At 52.0% G+C, this 21,857-nt stretch carries 23 protein-coding genes; 7 read left to right on the forward strand and 16 right to left on the reverse strand.

Features of this window, described 5'->3' with window-relative positions; translation table 11 throughout:
- Positions 1-49 precede the first annotated feature (49 nt).
- On the reverse strand, positions 50-913 hold the full coding sequence (locus PSCS_RS01315; protein ID WP_068809971.1) for a S1 family peptidase: 864 nt from the start codon (positions 911-913) through the stop codon (positions 50-52).
- Between PSCS_RS01315 and PSCS_RS15775 the strand changes: the two genes are divergently transcribed.
- The gene (locus tag PSCS_RS15775; protein WP_157885583.1) at positions 912-1,076 is read left to right on the forward strand and encodes a hypothetical protein; all 165 of its coding nucleotides are present in this window, start codon (positions 912-914) and stop codon (positions 1,074-1,076) included. The genes PSCS_RS01315 and PSCS_RS15775 overlap by 2 nt on opposite strands.
- A gap of 60 nt (positions 1,077-1,136) precedes the next feature.
- Here PSCS_RS15775 and PSCS_RS01320 read toward each other — a convergent pair whose 3' ends face one another.
- Entirely contained in the window at positions 1,137-1,325 is a 189-nt protein-coding gene (locus PSCS_RS01320) for a hypothetical protein (RefSeq protein ID WP_068809972.1), read from the reverse strand.
- Positions 1,326-1,481: 156 nt separating this feature from the next.
- On the opposite strand from PSCS_RS01320, the gene PSCS_RS01325 reads away from it, so the two are divergent.
- Positions 1,482-1,970 carry a chemotaxis protein CheW gene (locus PSCS_RS01325; protein WP_068809973.1) on the forward strand — a complete coding sequence of 163 codons (489 nt, stop codon included), beginning with the start codon at positions 1,482-1,484 and terminating at the stop codon, positions 1,968-1,970.
- Between the two features lie 54 nt (positions 1,971-2,024).
- Here the strand turns inward: PSCS_RS01325 and PSCS_RS01330 are convergent, their stop codons facing one another.
- Together PSCS_RS01330 and mpl are read right to left on the reverse strand one after the other, a co-directional pair.
- Positions 2,025-2,642 carry an LON peptidase substrate-binding domain-containing protein gene (locus tag PSCS_RS01330; protein WP_068809974.1) on the reverse strand — a complete coding sequence of 206 codons (618 nt, stop codon included), beginning with the start codon at positions 2,640-2,642 and terminating at the stop codon, positions 2,025-2,027.
- A gap of 1 nt (position 2,643) precedes the next feature.
- Positions 2,644-4,101 carry a UDP-N-acetylmuramate:L-alanyl-gamma-D-glutamyl-meso-diaminopimelate ligase gene (gene mpl / locus PSCS_RS01335; protein WP_068809975.1) on the reverse strand — a complete coding sequence of 486 codons (1,458 nt, stop codon included), beginning with the start codon at positions 4,099-4,101 and terminating at the stop codon, positions 2,644-2,646.
- A 57-nt stretch (positions 4,102-4,158) separates the two neighbouring features.
- Here mpl and PSCS_RS01340 point away from each other — a divergent pair, with 57 nt between their 5' ends.
- Positions 4,159-4,671, forward strand: a complete 513-nt coding sequence (locus PSCS_RS01340; protein ID WP_068893803.1) for a TIGR02444 family protein — start codon at positions 4,159-4,161, stop codon at positions 4,669-4,671.
- Here PSCS_RS01340 and PSCS_RS01345 read toward each other — a convergent pair.
- Positions 4,668-5,240, reverse strand: a complete 573-nt coding sequence (locus tag PSCS_RS01345) for a UbiX family flavin prenyltransferase (RefSeq protein ID WP_068809977.1) — start codon at positions 5,238-5,240, stop codon at positions 4,668-4,670. The genes PSCS_RS01340 and PSCS_RS01345 overlap by 4 nt on opposite strands.
- 157 nt (positions 5,241-5,397) lie before the next feature.
- Here PSCS_RS01345 and PSCS_RS01350 point away from each other — a divergent pair, with 157 nt between their 5' ends.
- Positions 5,398-6,663, forward strand: coding sequence for a 6-phosphofructokinase (locus tag PSCS_RS01350; protein ID WP_068809978.1), 1,266 nt, complete (start codon positions 5,398-5,400; stop codon positions 6,661-6,663).
- A 55-nt stretch (positions 6,664-6,718) separates the two neighbouring features.
- Here PSCS_RS01350 and pdxH read toward each other — a convergent pair whose 3' ends face one another.
- From pdxH to PSCS_RS01370, 4 genes are all read right to left on the reverse strand, one after another.
- Complete coding sequence (gene pdxH, locus PSCS_RS01355; RefSeq protein WP_317621771.1) at positions 6,719-7,360, reverse strand: pyridoxamine 5'-phosphate oxidase; 642 nt, start codon at positions 7,358-7,360, stop codon at positions 6,719-6,721.
- A gap of 114 nt (positions 7,361-7,474) precedes the next feature.
- Positions 7,475-8,092, reverse strand: a complete 618-nt coding sequence (locus tag PSCS_RS01360) for an MORN repeat-containing protein (protein ID WP_068809979.1) — start codon at positions 8,090-8,092, stop codon at positions 7,475-7,477.
- A gap of 18 nt (positions 8,093-8,110) precedes the next feature.
- Positions 8,111-10,804, reverse strand: a complete 2,694-nt coding sequence (locus PSCS_RS01365) for an ABC transporter permease (RefSeq protein WP_068809980.1) — start codon at positions 10,802-10,804, stop codon at positions 8,111-8,113.
- A complete protein-coding gene (locus PSCS_RS01370; RefSeq protein WP_068809981.1) occupies positions 10,801-11,541 on the reverse strand; it encodes an ABC transporter ATP-binding protein in 741 nt (246 codons plus the stop codon). Before PSCS_RS01370 ends, PSCS_RS01365 begins: the two co-directional genes overlap by 4 nt.
- A 236-nt stretch (positions 11,542-11,777) precedes the next feature.
- Here PSCS_RS01370 and PSCS_RS01375 point away from each other — a divergent pair, with 236 nt between their 5' ends.
- On the forward strand, positions 11,778-12,383 hold the full coding sequence (locus tag PSCS_RS01375; RefSeq protein ID WP_068810024.1) for an arylesterase: 606 nt from the start codon (positions 11,778-11,780) through the stop codon (positions 12,381-12,383).
- Between the two features lie 30 nt (positions 12,384-12,413).
- Here PSCS_RS01375 and PSCS_RS01380 read toward each other — a convergent pair whose 3' ends face one another.
- The 3 genes from PSCS_RS01380 to bcp are packed head-to-tail and all read right to left on the reverse strand — an operon-like array spanning position 12,414 to position 14,457.
- Positions 12,414-13,151 (reverse strand): pyridoxine 5'-phosphate synthase, encoded by a 738-nt coding sequence (locus PSCS_RS01380; RefSeq protein ID WP_068809982.1) that lies wholly within the window; start codon positions 13,149-13,151, stop codon positions 12,414-12,416.
- Between the two features lie 5 nt (positions 13,152-13,156).
- On the reverse strand, positions 13,157-13,978 hold the full coding sequence (locus tag PSCS_RS01385; protein WP_068809983.1) for an alpha/beta fold hydrolase: 822 nt from the start codon (positions 13,976-13,978) through the stop codon (positions 13,157-13,159).
- Positions 13,975-14,457 (reverse strand): thioredoxin-dependent thiol peroxidase, encoded by a 483-nt coding sequence (bcp, locus tag PSCS_RS01390; protein ID WP_317621772.1) that lies wholly within the window; start codon positions 14,455-14,457, stop codon positions 13,975-13,977. The genes PSCS_RS01385 and bcp overlap by 4 nt, the downstream gene beginning before the upstream one ends.
- Before the next feature lie 152 nt (positions 14,458-14,609).
- Here bcp and cobB point away from each other — a divergent pair, with 152 nt between their 5' ends.
- On the forward strand, positions 14,610-15,344 hold the full coding sequence (cobB, locus tag PSCS_RS01395; RefSeq protein WP_068809984.1) for a Sir2 family NAD+-dependent deacetylase: 735 nt from the start codon (positions 14,610-14,612) through the stop codon (positions 15,342-15,344).
- Here cobB and PSCS_RS01400 read toward each other — a convergent pair.
- The 4 genes from PSCS_RS01400 to PSCS_RS15780 form a co-directional block, all read right to left on the reverse strand.
- Positions 15,336-15,743, reverse strand: a complete 408-nt coding sequence (locus PSCS_RS01400) for an acyl-CoA thioesterase (RefSeq protein ID WP_068809985.1) — start codon at positions 15,741-15,743, stop codon at positions 15,336-15,338. The genes cobB and PSCS_RS01400 overlap by 9 nt on opposite strands.
- Positions 15,740-17,281 carry a tetratricopeptide repeat-containing sulfotransferase family protein gene (locus PSCS_RS01405; RefSeq protein WP_068809986.1) on the reverse strand — a complete coding sequence of 514 codons (1,542 nt, stop codon included), beginning with the start codon at positions 17,279-17,281 and terminating at the stop codon, positions 15,740-15,742. The genes PSCS_RS01400 and PSCS_RS01405 overlap by 4 nt, the downstream gene beginning before the upstream one ends.
- Positions 17,282-17,378: 97 nt before the next feature.
- A complete protein-coding gene (locus PSCS_RS01410; protein ID WP_082866674.1) occupies positions 17,379-20,012 on the reverse strand; it encodes a TonB-dependent receptor domain-containing protein in 2,634 nt (877 codons plus the stop codon).
- Between the two features lie 7 nt (positions 20,013-20,019).
- Positions 20,020-20,196, reverse strand: a complete 177-nt coding sequence (locus PSCS_RS15780) for a hypothetical protein (protein WP_157885584.1) — start codon at positions 20,194-20,196, stop codon at positions 20,020-20,022.
- 438 nt (positions 20,197-20,634) lie between these two features.
- Between PSCS_RS15780 and PSCS_RS01415 the strand changes: the two genes are divergently transcribed.
- A complete protein-coding gene (locus tag PSCS_RS01415) occupies positions 20,635-21,825 on the forward strand; it encodes an ISL3 family transposase (RefSeq protein ID WP_068809987.1) in 1,191 nt (396 codons plus the stop codon).
- Positions 21,826-21,857 lie beyond the last annotated feature (32 nt).

Here is a 21,857-nt window from a genome sequence, read left to right on the forward strand (position 1 = left end):
TTGATAACTTTTCGTAAGATGGATGAAATTGCATTTGAGTGTAGCAAATTCACTGGTGGCTCGATATACAGGATTGCGAGGTGACAAGGGATTCTCCAACCACTGCCCTGATCCAGTCCATCTGACGGGATATACGCTGATAGATCACCCTGGCGCCGTATTGCCCCCAGGATGAAGGGCTGCCAGCGCCTAACTCACCTATAGCGACCCCGGCCAAACAATTTATACCATCGACGCTGACCAGGGCAGGCCCACCGCTATCCCCGAGACCAGGCACCCCTTCCAGTGGCAGAACACCGGACTGATCGGGTGACTCGAAATCAAAGCGCAACCAGGATTCGGTCACTTCGGTAACACGGTTGTGTGCTTTTCTAAGCTGGCCATCACGGCTTCGGCGTGGGTGATCGCCGGTACCTGAATACCCCCACCCCAAAAACATCATTTGCTTGCCAAGCTCGGCTTCACCACCATACACAGACAGGGGTTGCACACCGCTTACAGGTGCCTGCAAACGTATCAGTGCCAGGTCTGTCTCTGAGTTACCTGTTGTGTTGCCAGTGTGCCATTCGGGATGAAGGTAATATTGAGCCACAGGCATGACATCCCGGTTGATTGTTACCGTGAAACTGAGATCATCAGCAAAGGCGGCTGCCATGCCCGATTCCTGAACACAGTGTGCCGCCGTCAAGGCCCAGTCTCTGGCGATCAGGCTGGCCACACAGGTATGAATAAAGCCTTCGGTTCCCAGGGGAAATACCGCCGGGTAATCCCATTCTCTGGCGTAATATCGGGTGTATCCGGTATCATGGCGGGTAATGATCGCATGTGCCTGATCAGCGACCCTGAAGTCAACCACCAGATAACCGAAGATCAGCACAGCCGTTGCAATAAATCGTGTCCAGGAGGCATTCATGATCGATCCTCAGAAACCCGAACGGGAATACGAACAGTCCGGAATGTATCCGAAGAAAGGTAAGGCTTTTCGCATTTGGGCTTTGTTGGGCTGTTTAGCCGGCATCATTGTGTTTCTCGCTGTGGTTTCCGCTATTGCCGATATCTTCCTGCTGCAACGTTAATAAGTGCCCGTAACTGCTGGAACAAATAAGGCTGCCATGAGCACCTAGCCTGTACCGGTATCAGGAACGACCACCCGGTCGTTTACCAGGGCGCAGATTGGGCAGTGGCCGTTTCTGTTTTGTTGTGCTCAGTATTTTGACCAGCCGCCAGGCGATGACAATGACGGCAACGACTATAAATACCAAAATACTGATGATCAGCCATTGCTCATGCGTCCAACTTGCCGGGTTTGACCATATTGCGGACATTTTCAACTCCTTACTTCATTCGTTTCACCGCGATTATGAAACATGGGGCGAATCATGGCTAGCCGGCTTATTTTCATGTTGCGAAAGTCAGACTTAATAAATCAGCCCATCTGCCGTTAACTCTAAAACATAACCATGAATTACAAGGATTCGCTCATGTCTACTGAGCAGGCTTACGCATTCGACAATCAGCAGGAAGGGGAGCTGCCCGCCAGTGTGATCAAGCATGTCAGCTTTCGCCTGGGTGAGGAAACCTATGCTGTCGTTGCATCCAAAGTCCATGAAGTGTTGCGTGTTTCTGAAATCACGCCCGTCCCCGGCGCACCGGATTTTATTCTGGGGATTATCAATCTGCGCGGTAATGTCGTTACAGTGATGGATGCCCGTCACGCATTCGAACTGCCAAAAACTGAAGTCACGGCTCAATCACGGATCATCGTGGTGGAGGTCGAGGATTTCTCACTGGGAATTCTGGTAGATCGTGTCGCGGCAGTAGTCGACCTGGATGAACAAACCATTGAAACCGCCCCACAGACCGGCCAGGAAGCTGGCAGCCTCTTTATCCAGGGCGTATACAATGATGATGAGCAAATGCTGATACTGGTCGACTTTTCCCGCGTCATGGAAATGATCCCCCGGGCATAGTACACACCGGAATAGTCACACACCGGAACAGCCTCAAGTATGACATACTGAAAGCTACTCTCCGTGGCGCATGACCGCTGCCAGCAGTACCTCGATTTCCCTGATACGCTCATCAGTCCCGTTTATTTCCAGTAAGCGCTGTTTTTCCGACATCGGCACAGGGAGCAATTCAACCAGTCGCCAGGACAATCCCTGGCGACTCTGAATAGCCATGTCCAGCCCCAGTGACTCAACCAGGGGATGTTTCATCAGATCCTGTAACAACTCCACCAGGTAGTCATGCTCGCTCGATAGCGGCAACAGCGGCTCAGTATCGACACTACCATCAATCCAATCGACCTCTGCCATTAGAAGGTGATCATCGCGGGACCAGCAATCTTTCACCTGAAAGCGTCGTGTCCCCTCAACTGTTATCCCCAACAGACCGTTCTCTAACTGATCCCAGTCAATAATATGAGCACAGCATCCAATCGAGTGCACTTGCTGTCTTCGTCCGGCGGTTACCGTTTCCTTGCCGTTCTTTAAGAAGCATACCCCGAAACCTGAACCGGTTTTAAGGCTGCTGCTTACCAGGTCCAGATAACGCTGTTCAAATATTTGTAGCGGCAACCTGCCGTCAGGGACTAAAACCGAACGCAACGGAAATAGAGGGATAACTGACTCTTCACTCATGTCAAACCTCTTCTGGCGCTGTTTCTCGAGCGGCCAGTGCATCAAGCAGACGCTGGTGAATATTGTCAAAACCGCCATTACTCATAATGACAATATGATCTTCCGCCCTCGAGTGTGATGCCAGATAAGTCACGATGTCTGCCGTTGCGACAAATGACAAAGCGGGTACGGGGCTGCCTTGTATGATGGCATCCATATCCAGGCCATTATCATCACAGTCTTTCCAAAGACAAATATCGGCAGCATGACAGGCAGCCGCCAGCGTGCCCTGATGTACGCCCATTTTCATGGTGGCAGAACGTGGCTCAATCACAGCCACCAGGCGACTGCCTGGCTGATCAGACAGCTTGGCCCGCATGCCTGCCAGCGTCGTTTCTATCGCGGTAGGGTGGTGAGCAAAATCATCATAAACATAGACATTATCCACTTCTCCGCGCAACTCCATGCGTCTTTTGACGCTGGAAAACTCACTCAGAGCATGACAGGCCGTTTGTATATCAACACCGACATGCCTTGCTGCCATCACGGCAGCAAGGGCATTACTGACATTATGCTGGCCACTCAGTGACCATTTGATCCTGCCAGAGGCGACTGACTCCGTGGCATCGCCTTTGGGCAAAACCACATCAAAATCACTGCCGTCACTGCGGTGCAAATTGACCACCCACGGAGCGGGCAAATCAGGTTGCCCATTCGGCAGCCCCATATCAGAAGCGGAGTCAGCAACCGGGCTCTCAAAGCGTTGAACGGGCGTCCAGCACCCTTGTGCCAACACCTGTTCTATATCCGGATTGTTTGTCGGATAAATGATCTGGCCTTCAGAAGGCACCGTTCGCACCAGGTGATGAAACTGGCGCTGAATCGCAGCCAGATCGGGAAAAATATCCGCGTGATCAAACTCCAGGTTATTAATAATTAATGTGCGCGGCCGGTAGTGGACAAACTTGCTGCGCTTATCAAAAAAAGCAGAGTCATATTCATCCGCTTCAACAACAAAGAAATCACTGCCACCCAAGCGGGCTGATGCTGAAAAGTTATTGAGTACACCCCCGATCAGGTAACCGGGCTGCATCCCGGCATATTCCAGAATCCACGCCAACATGGCACTGGTCGTGGTTTTCCCGTGAGTGCCTGACACTGCCAACACCCATTTCCCCGGCAATATATGATTGGCAAGAAACTCGGGGCCCGAACAATAAGGCAGGCCTTTATTCAACACGTATTCGACTGCGGGGTTACCCCGCGACATGGCATTACCAATCACAACCAGATCGGGTGCCGGATCAAGGTGTTCAGGGTCGAACCCTTCGCTCAGCACAATCCCCTGCGTTTCCAGCTGCGTGCTCATCGGTGGATAGACGTTGGCATCCGAACCACTGACACGTATTCCCATTTCTTTGGCCAGGACAGCCAGGCTGCCCATAAACGTGCCACAAATTCCCAATATATGAATATGCATATTCTTTCCTGTAAGCTTGCTCTAACTATAGCAGAAGCCAAGACATCAACCATTATCATGCAAGGCCTATCCGATTTCGCTGTCTCATTATATCAACAACCGGAAGTCGCACAGTCGTGCCTGCAACTGCAGAACGATCAGGGCTGCCAGGTGCCCGTTTTATTAGCCTACTGCTGGCACGCCAGCAGTATCGGGGTATTGCCGGAAAGTACCGCACACGACTGGATGAAGCTTGCCAGTGATCGCTCGGCACAGGCCATAGAGCCATTGCGAGAGGCCAGAACCTGGATGAAGCAACACTGGCCGAACGCTGAAGATTTGCGGGAAACAATCAAGAATACAGAGCTGCAGCTGGAGTTGCGATTGCTGGATGAACTGGAGTCCCTGGCTGTCACCCATCGACAGGACTCCATCATTAATTCGCAGTGCTTGCCTGAGACAAGGCAAAACACGTTAGCAAGGACAGAAGAGGTGTTAAGGGATTTTGCGCTGCGTTACCAAATTCATATAGCCGATGATGTTCGTGACTTGCTGGCCACCAGCTGCCTGAAAATCGCCAGCCCTGCTTAACGTACCGACGCTCCCTGCCAACGGGTAACCAGGTCCGTGTCGATATCAAACAGGTCAAGCACCCTCCCCACGTTGTGATTGACGATATCATCGAGTGTTTTGGGCTTGGCATACCAGGCCGGCATGGGCGGTGCCACAATCGCACCGATTTGCGTGGCTTTCAGCAGCAACTCGCAATGCCCGGCGTGCAAAGGGGTTTCCCTTGGCATCAGCACCAGGCGGCGACGCTCTTTTAGCACCACATCAGCCGCACGGGTGAGCAGGTTGTCGGTATAGGAATTAACCACGGCAGAAAGGGTTTTCATCGAACAAGGGGCGATAATCATGCCATCAGTGCGGAAGGAACCACTGGCAACCGAAGCAGCGAGATCTTTGACCGAATGTACCTGATCAGCCAGTGCGATAACGTCATTGGCATCCCAGTCAGTTTCCAGCGCTATATTCAGCCGCGCCGCCGAAGTCATCACCAGGTGCGTTTCGATGCCCTGGTGTTCACGCAACGCTTCCAGCATTCGAATGCCGTATATCAAGCCACTGGCACCTGACATGCCTATGATCAATCGTTTCATTGTTCTCGGTAATCTCCTACCTAATATCCTTATCGAGCCTTTAGTACCCTTTCGATTGCCAAGCCTCTCGGCAATTTGTACCATTATGCCCTTACCTGCCGGCTAATGCACGGTACAGCAAAGCGAACCCTCTCATTCCATTTTTCACAGGTTTAACATGCCCAAAGCCAATCTTTTCTATGCTCAATCCGGTGGGGTCACCTCCGTCATTAACGCCAGTGCATGCGGAGTCATCGAGACTGCCCGCCAAAACAAAGATCAGATCGGCAAAGTCTATGCTGGCATGAACGGCATCATCGGTGCGCTTCGTGAAGAACTGATTGATACCAGCAAGGAAACAACAAAACAGATCGCAGCACTGAAACATACACCAGCCGGCGCCTTTGGCTCCTGCCGCTACAAGCTCAAGAGCCTGGACGACAACCGTGAGGAATATCAGCGACTCATGGAAGTGTTCAAGGCACACAATATCCGCTACTTTCTCTACAACGGGGGTGGCGACTCCCAGGACACAGCGCATAAAGTGTCACAGTTAAGTCTGCAGGAAGGTTTTCCGATCACTTGTATCGGCATTCCGAAAACAGTCGACAATGACTTGCCTGTGACTGACAACTGCCCGGGATTTGGCTCCGTGGCCAAGTACGTCGCTGTTTCAATTCGTGAAGCCGGACTGGATGTGGCTTCGATGTGCGAAAGCTCGACCAAAGTGTTCGTTATGGAAGTGATGGGGCGCCACGCCGGCTGGATTGCTGGCGCGGCCGGTCTGGCAGCGGAAGAAGAAGGCGACTCTCCTCATATCATCATCTTTCCGGAAATTGCCTTTAATGAAGCAAAGTTTCTGCGCAAGGTGAAAAGCTGTGTGAAGAAATTCGGCTACTGCGCCATCGTTGTGTCAGAAGGCGCTCGCTATCGTAACGGTCAGTTTCTGGCAGACGCTGGCGGCAAAGATGCTTTCGGCCACACTCAACTGGGCGGTGTGGCACCTTTTCTGGCCGACCTGGTCAAGCAAAAACTGGGCTACAAATATCACTGGGCGGTGGCTGATTATCTGCAAAGAGCCGCACGCCACATTGCTTCAGGCACAGATGTTGAGCAGGCCTATGCAGTGGGTAAAGCTGCCGTGGAATTCGCCCTGGCAGGCAAGAATGCAGTGATGCCTACCATTGTTCGCAAAGGTACCAAACGATACAGCTGGGGCATTGGCGAGGTGCCACTAGCTGATGTGGCCAATGTTGAAAAAGCCATGCCACGAAAATTTATCACCACAGACGGATTTGGTATCACCGATGAAGCCAGGCAATATTTTGCACCGCTGATCGCTGGCGAAGATTATCCACCTTATCGCAACGGCCTGCCTCAATATGCCAAGCTGAAAAAACAGCTGGTCAGCAAAAAGCTGCCTGCCTGGAACAAACCCGGCTAGTCAGCCCCGGTCGACTAGTTCCAAGTTGGCACCCAGTTGACACCAGGCAGGCACTTCAGGGTGCCAGCCTGGCAATCTGCCATAGCCCATGCGCATCCAGAGTATAATGAAAGCGATCATGCATCCGATGTGCACCACCTTGCCAAAACTCCATTTCAGTTGGCACCACACGGTACCCACCCCAAAAAGCAGGTGCCGGAATCTCCTGGCCGTCAAACTTTCCCTGAGCCTGGGTAAATTGCTCCATGAGCGCATCACGTGAGGCAACCTTCCGGCTTTGTTGGGAGGCCCAGGCACCCAGTTGGCTTTCTCGGGGACGGGACTGAAAGTAGCTGGCAGAGACCGTCGGTTCAATTTTCTCCACAATGCCTCCAACTAACACCTGGCGCTCTATCCGCGTCCAGGGAAAATGCAGGCTGACTTTGGGATTATCGTCCAGCTCTCGGGCTTTACGGCTTTCGTAATTTGTGTAAAAAATAAACCCACGCTCATCAACCGATTTCAACAACACGATCCGCTGACTGGGCTGTCCACTGGCGCCGACCGTCGCTACCACCATGGCAGTAGGGTCTTCCAGTTGCATATCAATCGCCTGTTCCAGCCACAGTGAGAACTGTTGCAAAGGGTCCGGATTAAGTTCGCTGCGGCGCAAATGTCCTTGTAGATATTCCCGACGTATGGATTGTAAGTCCATCATTTCAATTCCTGTCACTGATCCATTTAACTGGCAGGGTGTTCCTCATGTAACGAAGCATCAACTATACCGTTAGTATTTCAAAACCCTGTAAGCATTAGTACGGCTTCGGACGGGTTAACGGATTAATCGACCGTGCTCCCAGAGCTGCTCACGCCAGGTTCCGGTCGGGTAGTAAAACACGCCCAGCCCATGTTTCTCGTTGGCAAAAAACTCACCTTCAAATCGCTGCCCATTTGGCCAGCGATAGGTACCTTCGCCCTGATAGAGATCTTCAACAAACTCGCCCGAATAATTCTCTACGTTTTCGCGCAACCAATGTTCGCTGTGTTTGTTCGGGTACCAGTTTTCCAGGCCGAAAAAATACGAGCCACGACCATGACGCATATCATCCTGCCACTGCCCAATATAGAGGTCGCTCTGACCATCCCAGTACGTGCCACGTCCCTGTCGAATACCCATATCCCAATTGCCGTCATAATAAGCACGATCACTGCGGGTTATCATCTTTTCGTACTTGCCGTAACCATCAAAAATGCCATCAGTAAAATTGCCTTCGTAGCGATCGATTCCTATCTCGGTTCGGATCTCAAGGGTACCAAAGCCATTTTGACAATCGCCATAAACACACTCCCGGCTGATCTCGTTTTCAGGTGCCATTTGCGCCACCGACAGTGTCGACAGCAATGCTAATGACACCAGCGCGATTAACTGTTTCATCATGATCGATAACATATACATCTCCAGAATTACCTAATCTGCCAGCTGCCGCAGCACCAGCAAGGGGCTGGTATTGACGACCCGTCGTGTTGCGGCAAAACCGATACCGGCAATAATGGCCGTCCCCAACACCGGACCAGCCAGCCATACCCATATATGCAAGCGGAAAGCCTGCTCAAAAACCTGTGTCTGCAAGAAGTACAGTGCCGCTTCTGCGCCCAGTGTCGCCATCATGCCAGACACAGCACCAATGAATGCATACTCAAACAGCATGGCACGTAAAATCAACTGGCGACTTGCGCCAAGGGTTCTCAGGATAGCATTTTCTCGATACCGCTCCCCTAGGGTTGCATTCACACAGGCCAACAATACCAAGGCGCCACTGACCAGTACCAGGGCGGCAATCAATTCGATAGCAGAACTCACCTGAAAAATAATACGCTGAATCTGCGCAATAATGGCATCCACCTCCAGCACAACAATTGTTGGGAAAGCACGCAGCATGTCATTCAACATCAGTTTTTGCTCACCTTCCAGCAATAAAGTAGACAGGTAAGTCGCACCAAATTGCTCAAGGCTTCCGGGTGAAAAGATGAAGAAAAAATTAGGCTGCATGTTATCCCAGCGTACCGTGCGGAAACTGCTGACATTGACGGTGACGCGCTGCCCTTCAATTTCAAAGACCAGTTCATCTCCCAGCGACAGACCCAGCCTCTCTGCATAATCCTGCTCAACCGAGACTTCACCGGGTCGCGCCTCCTCATCCCACCACTGCCCGGCGACCACTTCATTGTCAGGCGGCAATGAGGATGTCCATGTGACCTGCCGCGTAACAGGACGAACAGATTCAGTGTCACCAACCTCACCTGATTCGTTCACAGTGGCTGCCTGCCCACTTTCATCAGCACTGGCTGGCGCTGCTGTACCCGCGCCCGAATCTTCCGCCGCCCGCTCGGTCAGGTTGCGCGGCTGCTCGTCATCGTCCCAGGGGCGTCTTGCCGGCTCTCCGTTAACCGTTAACAGGGCGGCTCGCATCATCGGATAGAAAGGGTTCCCTTCCAGATTCCGTTGCTCATAGAACGATTCAATGCCTGGCAACTGCGCCGCGGTGATATTCATCATGAAATGATTGGGTGTATCTTCTGGAAGCTGTGCCTGCCAGTCGCTGATCAGATCACTTCTTAACAAACTCAAGGTCAGCAAACTCATAAAGGTCACAGCAAAGACCATGATCTGCAGCACGCTTTGCTGACTGCGCCGACTCAGTGCCGATTTCGCCAGCAACCAGGCACTACCGGCTCGCATGCCACTTGCTGTGCCGGATTTAAGCAACAGGTATGAGGCCAGCGCCAGCACCAGAAAGACCAGGGAAACCGCAATAGCAATCAGCGCGGTCAGGTATAAATCGCCGCTATACCACAGTATTAAAGCAAGGATACCTCCCACCCCGGCAGTGTACGGCAACCATTGCGAGCTACCATCCACTGCCACATCTTTGCGCAACACACGAAGCGGACTGACACTGCGAAGTCCCCACAGCGGCGGCAGCGCAAAGGCAGTCAGGCAGAGCAATGCGGTAAGCGCACCAATGAAAAACGGGGTAATGGATGCCGCTGGCAAAGCCACCTGCATCAGTGAGCCAAGCAGTGCCAGAATCGCCTCATGGATCAGCCACCCTGCTATTGATCCTGTCAATACTGCCACGACCCAAAGTATTCCCAGTAACAGACCATACATCGTATTAATTTGTGAGGCGGTCAACCCCAGGGTTTTCAGTATGGCAACATGATCAAAATGCCGGTGGCTGTAACGGCGTGCCGTCAGCGCTATTGCCAGCCCTGCCAGCGTTACGGCAAACAGACTGCCCAGCATCAAAAAGCTCTCTGCCCGGTCCAGCGCCTCGCTAACCTCTTCACTCTCTTCCCGCACATCACGCAGGCGGTATTCATTTTCCGGCTGTGCATCCAGCCAGTCAGCAAAAGTGTTCAGTGCTTGCTGCTCGCCCGCAAAAAGATAACGGTAACTGACGCGACTACCCGGCTGAATAATCTGCGTGGCAGGCACATCTTCCAGGTTCATCAGCAAGCGCGGGCCTGCGTTTTCCATCATCCCTCCCTGCTGGCGATCAGGCTCCTGGACCAGCACCTGAGCAACAGTCAACGTGGCATTACCCACATAAAGAGGATCCCCGACCTCAATAGCCAGTGCCGGCAACACGCGTGATTCCACCCAGACCGTGCCCGGTGCAGGGCCAGCATCACTGATATAGGATGCGCCAAACGGCTCATCCGCCACCAGTAAATCACCACGCAAAGGGTAGCTCGGACTGACCGCTTTGGCGGAGACAAGTATGTTGCCCTGGTCTGAAAACACCATCGACGCAAAAGAAATGAACTCGCCCGTCTGCAAGCCGCGCTGTTGCGCTTCCTGCAACCATTCGCGCGGCGGTTGCTGGCGTCCGCTCAAAACCCTGTCTGCTGCCAGCATGTTGGCTGACTCATTCAGCAATGCTCTCTCCAGACGATCTGTAAACAGAGCAATTGCTGTGACCGAGCAAACCGCCATAATCAATGACAGGGTCAGCAGCTTCAGCTCTCCGCCACGCAAATCACGCCAAAGAAAACGCGTGGCCAGTCGTATTAGCCCAGCCAGTCCCAGGCCGGTGTTCCGTTGCTGCTCGCCCTTCCGCTTATTCGACAACCCCTGTTGATGGTTCGTTGCACTCATGCCTGAGCACTCTCTTGACCCGGTTCAGTCACTGATCCCGTATTCTCGGCTGGAGATGCCTTGGCACTGTCGCCAACAATCCGCCCGGAACTTAGTCGCACCGTCCGGGCACACCGGGCGGCCAACCGGTCATCGTGCGTGACCAGGATTAATGTCGTGGAAAATTCGGCATTCAGTTCAAATAGCAATTCAATCACTGTGGCCCCTGTTTCGGTATCCAGATTACCCGTTGGCTCATCGGCAAAAAGAATACTGGCTTCTGAGGCAAATGCCCTGGCAATGGCAACGCGTTGTTGCTCACCACCGGACAGTTGATTGGGATAATGTGTCAGACGATCAGCCAAGCCGACTCGTTGCAGCAATTGGGTAGCTTTATGCCGGGCTTGCGGGTCTTGTTTAAGCTCAATGGGCAACATGACATTTTCCAGCGCAGTCAGGCTGGGCAACAGTTGAAAGGACTGAAAGACAAAACCGACTGACTGTCCCCTCAGCTTCGCACGAGCGTCCTCGTCCATGTCGTTGAGCAACTCACCTGCGAGCCAGATTTCTCCCTCACTCGCCTGGTCGAGGCCAGCCATCAAACCCAGCAGGGTCGACTTGCCAGACCCGGATGCGCCAACAATGGCAACAGACTCAGCCTTATCGATGACCAGAGAGATGTCTGACAGTATGTGTAACTGCGCATCATGAGTTTTCACACTTTTACCGACCTGCCGTGCTTCTACCATCACTGTCATCGCTGATCTACTCCTGGCTCAATACGATTTTGATCCTGCGGCCCCTAAATCTACATGACGTCGTCTGCGCCGTCTGTATAATAACTTTACGGGCCAGCCCCCTGTGCGGGCTAACGTTTCGACATAAAATCCGGACATTCTAACGCCTTATGACAGATAGCACGTACTTTTACCGCCAAATTTCACTATTGCCATACAGGGCATCACATTTACTGAATACTGTGTTTTTCCTGTTTATGCTGCTTTCAGGCCAGGTGTTGGCAAGTGCAGACACCAATATCCTGGTTTTCGGTGACAGCCTCAGTGCTGCTTATGGCCTGGAGCCAGATGAAGGCTGGGTAACCTTGCTGGAAGAACGCCTCGAGGATGACAACTATCCGGTTACCGTTGCCAACGCCAGTGTCAGTGGCGAGACAACCAGCGGTGGGGTTGCACGCCTGCCGGCAGCACTGCAGGCTCACCAGCCCGACCTGATCATCCTGGAACTTGGCGGCAATGACGGCTTAAGGGGATTACCTGTTGCCCAAATGCGCACCAATTTACAGGAAATGATCGAATTAAGCCTCGGCAACGGCGCTGAGGTGCTATTGGTTGGCATTCAAATACCGCCTAACTATGGCCCTCGCTATACAGAGCCTTTCTACGCCCAATACCAGGAGTTGGCGGAAGCCTACGATCTGGCATTGTTACCTTTTTTGCTGGAGGGCATAGCGGACAACCCAGATCTCATGCAGAACGATGGTGTACACCCGGTCGCAGACGCACAAAGCATGATTGTGGACAACATCTGGCCAGTCCTGGCGCCTCTGTTACCTGCGCCCCAGGTTTCAGGTGAATCCTAGCGGATCCCGGAAACGCTGGCTGGCAGTCCATTAACCGCCTGTGATAGCCAGGTAGCGTTTCAACACCTCTGGCATGCCCATTTCCAGGGACTCCACCACCAGGGCGTGCCCAATGGAAACCTCATCGACCGGACAATGTTCGAGAAATGTCGCCAGATTTTCCAGGTTGAGGTCGTGCCCTGCATTAACACCCAGACCCAGGGCCCTCGCTTTATCGGTTGTTTCACGATAGTCGCGCAAGCAAGCGGACAAGAGCTGCGGATTTTCCGCACTGCCTGCGCAGGCACGCGCAAAGGACTCGGTGTACAACTCAATTCGATCCGCCCCTACAGCTTTCACTGCCTCCACTCGAGATGGCAGGGGGTCCAGAAACAAGCTGCTGCGCACTCCCATGGCGGCCAGGCGACCCAGCACATCGCTCAGCAAGGCCTGCTGTTGCTCAACATCCCAACCATGATCGGATGTCAGTTGACCAGGCTCATCCGGCACCAGTGTGCACTGCGCAGGCTTAACTTCGGCAATCATGGCCATGAAGGCATCTGAAGGGAAGCCTTCTATATTGAATTCGACATCCGGGTAACTCGTTAGAAGTTCAGCAATATCATAGGTATCCTGACGGGTAATGTGGCGTTCATCCGGTCTCGGATGTACGGTGATGCCTTTCACACCAGCAGCCAGGATATGACGAATGAAGTGCAGAAGATTAGGATAATCTGTACCGCGCGCATTACGGATCAAGGCAATCTTATTGACGTTAACACTCAGCATGACAGCTAGCCCTCTTCCTGCAAAAAATCGCTGACGATGCGAAAAAACGTCTCTGGCTTTTCAGCATGCAACCAGTGCCCCGTCTGCATAATCGTTTTGACCTGGGCTGCCGGAAAACGAGCCAGGATCTGCTCTTTATGACGGCTTTGAATATAGCGGGACTCATCACCGCGGACAAACAATACCGGCCCTTTATACTGCCCGTCCCCTTCAGGGGCGTCACGTAATGCATCATAGTTACTTTGCAGCGCTGCCAGGTTAACCCGCCACTCAAAACCGCCTGCTTCTGCGCGAACCAGGTTAGACAGCAAAAACTGGCGAACAATTTCATCGGGCTCCCATTTGGCGAGTTGGGCATCGGCTTCCTTACGGCTTGCAATGGATGCCAGGTCAATCGCATTAAGGCCGGAGAAAATATCATCATGTTCTCCTTTGCCCTTCCCTCCATAGTAAACCGGCGAGATATCCGCCACGACCAGCTTTTGTACGCGCTCAGGCCAGTTCAGCGCAAGCTGCATAGCCACTTTGCCACCCATGGAGTGTCCCAGTACCATCGCCTTATCAATACCCTGCTCATCCATAAACCGGATGACGTCTTCTGCCATCTCCGGGTAACTCATCTGATCGCTATGTGGCGAGGCACCATGATTGCGCATATCCAGAGCAAAGACCCGGTATGTTTCAGCCAGTTTGCGACTGTGCCAGGCCCAGTTACTCTGGTTGCCAAAAAGGCCATGCATCACCAATAAGGGGGGACCCTGTTCGCCAAATTGTCGGTAATTCAGCTCAAGTCCTCTGCTGCTGTGTGTTGAAACACCATCTGTCATGCGTTTAAATTCTCTCGAATCCAGTTCAGTACGTCATCATGATGCGTCTTGGTCCGCACTTTACTCATGATATGCACAAGCTTGCCTTGTTTATCGATAATGAAAGTCTGACGTATCAGGCCCATATATTCTCGCCCCATGAACTTCTTCAGCCCCCAGGAACCGTATTTGTCGGCCACCGCATGGTCTTCATCGGACAGCAATGGAAAGTTAAGTTCTTTCTTATCAATAAAGGACTGCAGCTTCTTGACCGGGTCCGGACTGACACCGAGGACAACGGTATCCAGTGATTCAAACTCGGCGAGATTATCACGTATGCCGCAAGCCTGAACGGTACAACCCGGGGTCAGAGCTTTCGGGTAAAAATACAGTACAACATGTTTTTTGCCTTTAAAGTCTTTCAGCGCTACCGCTTCTCCATCCTGATTAAGTAGCTTGAAAGCCGGTGCCATTTTTCCTGTATCCGGTAGTGACATCATATCCTCCTGTATTTGAATAAATACATTATAGCGCTGGCTGACTGCCACGTCACAGCGACAATCTCAATTCAGGGCTTGCCTGAAAAGGGATCAGTTCGCATAATGCAGCAAAGCTGTTTTATCCTGAAATGCTGCAAAGCAGGGTATTTACTATGGACGACTACCGCTCAATCGTTGTGTTGACCGGTGCGGGAATCTCCGCTGAGTCAGGCATTCAAACATTTCGCGCCAGTGACGGCTTATGGGAAAACCACCGAATCGAAGACGTGGCGACTCCCGAAGCCTTTGCCAGAAACCCTCTGCAAGTCCACGATTTCTACAATGCCAGGCGACGATCCCTGCAGGCACCAGCTATCCGGCCGAACCCCGCACATTCAGCATTGGCCCGCCTGGAATACGAATGGCAGCAAGCCGGGCGATCCTTCCTTTTGGTAACTCAGAACATCGACAACCTTCATGAACGGGCTGGCAGCAAAAGTCTGATCCATATGCACGGGGAGTTACTGAAAGCGCGCTGCGCCATATCAGAGCTGACCTACCCCTGGACCCAGGATTTGCGTATTGATGATGAGTGTCGCTGCTGCCGTCAGCCAGGCAACCTTCGTCCTCATGTTGTCTGGTTTGGTGAAATCCCCTTACAGATGTCACAGATCACACGCGCACTTGAAGGGTGCGACCTGTTTATTGCGATCGGCACTTCAGGGCAGGTTTATCCGGCAGCGGGTTTTCAGCAAATGGCCAGTCGCTATGGTGCGGAAACAATGGAGATCAACCTTCAGGAAACCGGCTCAAACTTTGATCACCACATCTATGGTCCGGCAGGTGAGGCAGTGCCAGCACTCGTCCGGGATCTGATCCAGAAAGCTCAACACACCAGCTCAATCTGAAGGCAACAACCCTTTAAGCACCTCTGGAAACCAGGGGCGTCCGTTTTCATTTACTGCTGTCGTCAGCACCCGTCCGCGCAAATGTGTCTCTTCAGTCTCAACATGGCGAATTTCCTGGTGAAACCCCAGACGAAGCCTTGATTGCCTAAAGGGGACAACCGATACCGTAAAACGATCTCCACTTCGTAAAGGCTTGCAGAAATCCAGTTCAATCCGAACCACCACAACAATGATACCGTCCTGGGTCAGCGTGGCGAAATCCAGTCCCTTTTCCTTGAGATACTCATGCCTGGCATGCTCCAGGTAATGTTGATAGTTCGCATTATTGACTATGCCCTGCATGTCACACTCGTAGTCACGGACGGCGAGATCAATTTTAAATGTACCGATATCAGTCATGATATTGCCTTTGTAAATAACGCCAGTTGGGCTTTATATGGCTCCCAGGCATGCAGATAGCCCTGATGGACACCTGCTCTGACCTGACTGCTGCTGGCAGTCGGAATAACCCCTTTCTGCTGACCAACGCCGGCCACCAGATCATCGCGCCAGTCCAACCCAAGATATTGGAAAATCTTCCTCCCCTGCTCTTTTGGATGACTGACAAAATCTTCGTATTGCACATCCAGGATTCTGCCCGGAAAGCGATCTTCCCAAAATGATATCAATGCCCGGTAGTGGTGATAATAATGAGCAATATCTTCCAACCGGTATGACCATGGAGCTGCCGCAGAAAACAGTTGCCGATAGGCACCAAGACAGGCCGCTTCGGGCGCTTTGTGAACATGAATAATCCTGGCAGTTGGCCAGGCATTGAGAATAATACCCAGCCACAGCACATTAGCCGGGTTTTTATCGCAAGGTATCACCCCTTTCTCTCTCCGGCTTGCAGTGCGTTTATCATAGTGTACCGCCAAATCTGATTGAGCGACCCGGCACCAGTCATCGTTACTAATATCAAAAGGTAAGGGCCGTATATCCCTGCCCAGCACTTCCTGAACCGACACCTCCAGATCTCTCAGTTCGCCCAGGGCCTGCACCTGACCAGAAGCCACCAGCAACTGCTCAACCAGCGTAGATCCACTGCGAGGCAGGCCGACAATAAAAACGGGAGATTCTGTTTGTTCTGCCTCAGCGCTACGAACAAACTCCCCCCCGCAAATCACACCGTCCTGTAACTGGGCAAAAAAATCCTCCCATCGCTGATGAGAATACTGATGCAATGGCTCGCTAAGTGTATTAGCCCGCTGCCAACAATCAAATGCCTGTTCATGATCCCCTTCGCTGTGTCGCTTCTGACCCGAAGCCTGCCATAAATACCGCTTCTCCTGCTCAGACACAGAAGGGTCCCCAAGCGCCGCATCCAACTCGGAAGTTGTAACCGCAGCCGGGTCAACAGACGTCAACGACCAGAGTGCGCGAGGGGCAACAGCGCCACTACTGTGTTGTGCCGCACGGAACAACAGGGTCGCCTTGTCGTTCATGCCTGACACCTGAAAACTCACCCCACGCATATATTGTGCCTGAGCTTTCTGAACCCCCTGGCTGTGCTGCTCAAGTTTGCCTAAAAATTCGCTAGCAACCTGCCATTCGTCAATTGCGACGGCAGCATCACTGAACACCTGCAAACACCATGGATCATGAATATCGAGCTTTAAAGCCTGCTGTAAAATCTCGAACATGGCTTTATGGTCAGCATAGGGCAGCAAACAACGCAGGTACTGAGCCTGCGCAAATACAAAAGCAGGATCAAGGTGATACGCCTGCTTCGCAGTTTGACTCGCTTGCGCGGTTTTGCCCGCCTGACGATACGCTTCGCTTAATGATAAGGCGACGTGCTGGCTGCCCGGCGAGTCACGATAAAGGGACTCACCCAGGCGAATAGCCAGCGCCAGCTCCCCTTTGTTAATCGCCTGATCCAGCTGCTGAATGGTCACCAGTTTTTGTTCCCTGAAAAAAAATGGGCCGACTAAAAAGCCGGCCCATTGATTGTACTACTAGTTCTGCATCTATGCAGTCATGCCAGTTTCTTCCTTAGAAGGAGAAGCTTACACGACCGTAGTAGTAACGACCACGCGTCTCGTAAGTACGCACGTCGGTGTTGTCGTTAAACCCTGAATAAGCATACGGAGGCTGCTCATCAGTGATGTTATCCAGACCCAGTGTGAAGCGCGTATTGTAGCTTTCGAAGTCGTAGCTCAGCTGCACATCGTGAATCAGTTGCTCTTCCACTTCACGCTCTTCACCAACCACGTTGTACCACTTGGTCAGAGGCTCAGTCACCTTGCCAATGTATCGTGCTGCATAGTTAACCGCCCATGGTCCCATGCTCCAGTTGGTCTGGAAGTTCCAGCGCCACTCAGGGAAATTACCATCGTGGTTATCTTCAAAACGACCGGCGTGCTCAATCACACTACCATCCGCCTGGATTTTGTCGTACTGCATGACGTGTGAAACATCCAGGGAGAAATCCAGCATGCCAAAGCCCGTCTCACCAAGTGAATAACGAGTGGACAGATCAACACCTTCTGCATTGATCCCGCCTACGTTGGTATTGAGGTTGCGGATTTGCCGAACATCGCCAACTGTTGCTCCACTACCAGCACCCCAGCGGTCAACCAGGCCACAGTGCTGACCAGTTTGCTGACAATTATCAAGTATCAGCTGTGCGCCCAGGGTAGAGATAGCATTTTCCAACTCTGTTTCCCAGTAATCCACAGTCAAGGAGAAACCATCAAGGTAAGCTGGCTGGTATACAAAGCCGGCTGTCAGGATATCCGCTTCTTCCGGCTGCAGCGCTGTGTTACCACCCTGCTGCGTAGGCAATTGGATTGACCCGGCGTTATTGTAACCGCCTGCTGGCACACCATCTGCTACACAACTCGGTGTCGCATTATTGGCACATGGATCAGACACCTGCGGATAAGTCAGATACTGCCCCTCAAACAACTCAGGTATCGAAGGGGCACGAAACGCTTCAGACACAGTCGCACGAACGGTAAACTGCTCATCAACCGCCCAGCGCAAACCGACTTTTGAATTGGTGGTATCACCAAAGGTGTCGTAATCGGAAAAACGGGATGCCAGACTCAATTCGAGGTTATCGATACCCGTCATGTCTGCCAGCAATGGCACCGCCAATTCGACATAGGCTTCTTCAACACTGTAGCTACCACCTGTTGCCAGTGCAGAGCCTGCTGTAGAGACACCCAGCAATTGCAGTGAATCCGGCTGAGAGAAGCCACTCACGTTACGCCGTTCCACACCAAATGCAGCACCCAGCTCGCCAGCGGGCAGCTCCATCACCGGACCAGAGGCGTTAAATGTAACACCTGTCATGTCATTACCACCCTGGGTCATGGACACGTAGTTACCACTGATGTATTGCAGCATTTCAGGCGTGATGGCAGTGTCAGTGCCAGGCTGACCAAAGATATTCAATGGTACACAACCATCTATGACACCGGCTTCAGTGCCGTCAGTGCTACAGGAGAGGTTGCCATTGGCATCCATGTAAGTCGGGCCTACTGCTTCAGCGACTCTGTCCAGGTGGAAATAACCTTCATCAATGACTGACGCGTCATTTTCGCCATAGAATGCCGCGGCATCCCAGTACCAGCTACCGATATCACCGGTTATACCTAGTGTAATCTGGTGAGTATTGGTTTCATGAATCTGGTCTCGGCCGCCAGTTTCAACCATCCGGCGACGCCAGTCAGTCAGAACCATGGTATCGCCAGTCACAGAGTGCTTGGGACCAAAATTAATGTTGTAGAAGTTCTGGTCTGAGTAGGGTGCAGGTGTGCCGAAGAAAGCCAATGGCGCCAGCGGCTCAGGTGCAATCAACCGCTGTGATGCACGGTGCGTGAACATTGCCTCACCTGTAACTGTGACATTTGTGAGTGCACCAAAATCGCCAAGTTCATAGTTACCAAAAGCACTGAAACCCCAGCGTTCATTAGGCGTTTGCGTGTAATTGGCGGGTGCATAGTTATATGGGTCTGTTGTGCCATCGTAGGGGCGCCAATCGCCATAGCCTGGCCCTCTTGTATAAGGCACCCCGTCACCACCGACAGAAGTGGCACTTGTGTGATTACCCCATGGCGTAGCAGATGAACCGCCCAACTCCTGACCTGTGGGATTCCAGTAAGGGTGGAACCAGATTTCTGCATCTGAGTAATCACGATCCCCTGCCCAGATTGGTTTCTGTTCAGTGTAATACGTTGAAACCACAAAGTTGCTACGCTCAGTGGTATTACCAAAGGTGAAGTCAACGGTGGTTTGCTCGCCATCGCTTTCGCTGGTGATGCCTGATGTTACATTCAGTTCTGCACCATCGTAATCCTGGCGAGTGATAATGTTCACAACACCCGCAACCGCATCAGAGCCATAGACAGCAGATGCGCCATCTTTAAGCACTTCGATGCGCTGAATCATGGTAGGTGGAATATTATTCAGATCGACTACTGCATTGGCACCCAGACCAGAGGCTACAGCGCGACGGCCGTTGATCAGCACCAGTGTACGCTCAGACCCAAGGCCGCGCAGTGAGAAGTTAACGGCGCCAGAGCCGCCATTGTTTACGCCAGTGTTCACGGCCGCACCGGCAGAGAAAGGCATACGCTGCAATACATCACCGATACTGACACGGCTCTGTGTATCAATCATGTCTCGGTCAATAACACTGACCCGGGTTAAAACCTTCCAGGTCGGCGCGACGGATACGGGAGCCCGTTACGACAACCTCTTCCAGCATCTCTTCTTCCTGAGCAACACTCAGTTGTGGAGTAGTCAAAGCGCCACCAAAACCAATGACGCCTGCAATAGCGACGGACAAACTGGTTTTCTTCATTGTTTTCCCCTTGATTATTACCTGCCTTTTTAAGACATATATTATTTAGTCATAAGTATATTCATGACAACATCGCAGTTTTAACTGAACGCATTCATAAAATCAAGGATTTAGTTACAATTTGTGCCGCAAATATGTCTAAAACATGATGGAATGCAAATTTTTTGCAACAAAGTACGCCTTTGTCACAACAGCGTTACAAGAGCTCGGATTCTTTTGAATCAGTTCACGGGAAGACAGCAAGCGATAATGAGGAGTACTGAAGATTGAATGCACTGAGCAACAACCAAAGATGTTTTCGTCTTCAGGATAATTTAAAGGGATTTTGAGATCAGCGTTGGGGGCGGAGAGAACGAAAGCAGGCTCTACATCATTAACGGGGGACACCGGCATTACATTAAACTGATTTTGCGACGATCACTTTAATGGAGAACACCGATGTCCCTCGCAGGCACAATTATAGGCATACCTGAGCTTCAGATTGAACGGATAGATCATCAGAAGAACCTCGAAGTGTGGGCCAGTCCCGCACGACGACCACTTTGCAAGCACTGTCAGCACCAGCATTTACACATCAAAGCCACCCATCAGCGCACCGTCAAACACACCCGGCTGGGCAATAAGGTAATGACCTTGCACCTGCGCGTACCCAAGTACCGCTGTCTCAAGTGTCACCGCTATTTTCGCCATCCTTTCCTGGGTATTCGACCCCGCTACCGCGCCTCTGAAGCCTTCCGACTGGAGGTCTTTGAAGCCCATGACGGCGGTATCACCCAGCGCAAACTCTCACTGACACATCGGATCAGCGCTGCCACCATCGAGCGCTGGTATCAGTATCGGGTTCGCATGAGAACTTCAGAGATGAGCGGACGCCCCTGTCCTCAGGTGCTGGGCATTGATGAGCATTTCTTTACCCGTAAAAAGGGCTACGCCACCACTCTCGTCGACCTGAACAACCGTAAGGTCTTTGATGTCAAACTGGGGCGCTCAGAATCGTCTCTACGCCGCTATTTACAAGGGGTTGAAGGCAAAGATCAGGTGCAGATCGTGGTCATGGATCTGTCAGAAACCTATCGCAGTATTGCCCGACGACACTTCCCCAATGCCAAGATTGTTGCCGACCGTTTCCATGTCGTGCGACTGATCAATCAGCACTTTTTGAAACTGTGGCAACAGCACCACCAGGAGGGCAGAAAAAACCGCGGGCTACTCAGTCTGATGCGCCGACATAAGTGGCATCTGAGCGATGAACAGCACGCAAAACTGATGGATTACCTGGCCGAGTTTCCTGTCCTGAAAGAGCTGTACCTGATCAAGCAAAGGCTGATGCGCTTTATCCTGCTCAAAACCCTCAGAGTCAAACGAATGAAGCAAAAACTGCCACAGTATCTGGCGCTGTTGGAACAACTGAAAGACAGTCCGCTGAAGGCATTGGCCAAGACATTAACCTCTTGGATGGAACCGATTGTCGCCATGTGGCGCTTTAGTAAAAGCAACGGTATTACCGAAGGGTTTCACAACAAGATGGAAATGATCTCAAGGAGAGCGTATGGTTTTAGAAACTTTGAAAACTATCGATTACGAGTGCTGGCCCACTGTGGGTGGGATGGCATTGTGAACAGGGTTTAATGAGTGCTATCCCCCGTTAATGGGGTAGAGCC

Origin of the sequence: Pseudohongiella nitratireducens (assembly GCF_001642735.1) — a bacterium.
GTDB classification, from domain to species: domain Bacteria; phylum Pseudomonadota; class Gammaproteobacteria; order Pseudomonadales; family Pseudohongiellaceae; genus Pseudohongiella; species Pseudohongiella nitratireducens.

Coding starts and splice junctions, on each gene's coding strand:
- PSCS_RS15775 (WP_157885583.1), top strand. CDS start 912: ATGATCGATCCTCAGAAACCCGAACGGGAATACGAACAGTCCGGAATG.
- PSCS_RS01315 (WP_068809971.1), bottom strand. CDS start 913: ATGAATGCCTCCTGGACACGATTTATTGCAACGGCTGTGCTGATCTTC.
- PSCS_RS01320 (WP_068809972.1), bottom strand. CDS start 1,325: ATGTCCGCAATATGGTCAAACCCGGCAAGTTGGACGCATGAGCAATGG.
- PSCS_RS01325 (WP_068809973.1), top strand. CDS start 1,482: ATGTCTACTGAGCAGGCTTACGCATTCGACAATCAGCAGGAAGGGGAG.
- PSCS_RS01330 (WP_068809974.1), bottom strand. CDS start 2,642: ATGAGTGAAGAGTCAGTTATCCCTCTATTTCCGTTGCGTTCGGTTTTA.
- mpl (WP_068809975.1), bottom strand. CDS start 4,101: ATGCATATTCATATATTGGGAATTTGTGGCACGTTTATGGGCAGCCTG.
- PSCS_RS01340 (WP_068893803.1), top strand. CDS start 4,159: ATGCAAGGCCTATCCGATTTCGCTGTCTCATTATATCAACAACCGGAA.
- PSCS_RS01345 (WP_068809977.1), bottom strand. CDS start 5,240: ATGAAACGATTGATCATAGGCATGTCAGGTGCCAGTGGCTTGATATAC.
- PSCS_RS01350 (WP_068809978.1), top strand. CDS start 5,398: ATGCCCAAAGCCAATCTTTTCTATGCTCAATCCGGTGGGGTCACCTCC.
- pdxH (WP_317621771.1), bottom strand. CDS start 7,360: ATGATGGACTTACAATCCATACGTCGGGAATATCTACAAGGACATTTG.
- PSCS_RS01360 (WP_068809979.1), bottom strand. CDS start 8,092: ATGTTATCGATCATGATGAAACAGTTAATCGCGCTGGTGTCATTAGCA.
- PSCS_RS01365 (WP_068809980.1), bottom strand. CDS start 10,804: ATGAGTGCAACGAACCATCAACAGGGGTTGTCGAATAAGCGGAAGGGC.
- PSCS_RS01370 (WP_068809981.1), bottom strand. CDS start 11,541: ATGACAGTGATGGTAGAAGCACGGCAGGTCGGTAAAAGTGTGAAAACT.
- PSCS_RS01375 (WP_068810024.1), top strand. CDS start 11,778: ATGCTGCTTTCAGGCCAGGTGTTGGCAAGTGCAGACACCAATATCCTG.
- PSCS_RS01380 (WP_068809982.1), bottom strand. CDS start 13,151: ATGCTGAGTGTTAACGTCAATAAGATTGCCTTGATCCGTAATGCGCGC.
- PSCS_RS01385 (WP_068809983.1), bottom strand. CDS start 13,978: ATGACAGATGGTGTTTCAACACACAGCAGCAGAGGACTTGAGCTGAAT.
- bcp (WP_317621772.1), bottom strand. CDS start 14,457: ATGATGTCACTACCGGATACAGGAAAAATGGCACCGGCTTTCAAGCTA.
- cobB (WP_068809984.1), top strand. CDS start 14,610: ATGGACGACTACCGCTCAATCGTTGTGTTGACCGGTGCGGGAATCTCC.
- PSCS_RS01400 (WP_068809985.1), bottom strand. CDS start 15,743: ATGACTGATATCGGTACATTTAAAATTGATCTCGCCGTCCGTGACTAC.
- PSCS_RS01410 (WP_082866674.1), bottom strand. CDS start 20,012: ATGATTGATACACAGAGCCGTGTCAGTATCGGTGATGTATTGCAGCGT.
- PSCS_RS15780 (WP_157885584.1), bottom strand. CDS start 20,196: ATGAAGAAAACCAGTTTGTCCGTCGCTATTGCAGGCGTCATTGGTTTT.
- PSCS_RS01415 (WP_068809987.1), top strand. CDS start 20,635: ATGTCCCTCGCAGGCACAATTATAGGCATACCTGAGCTTCAGATTGAA.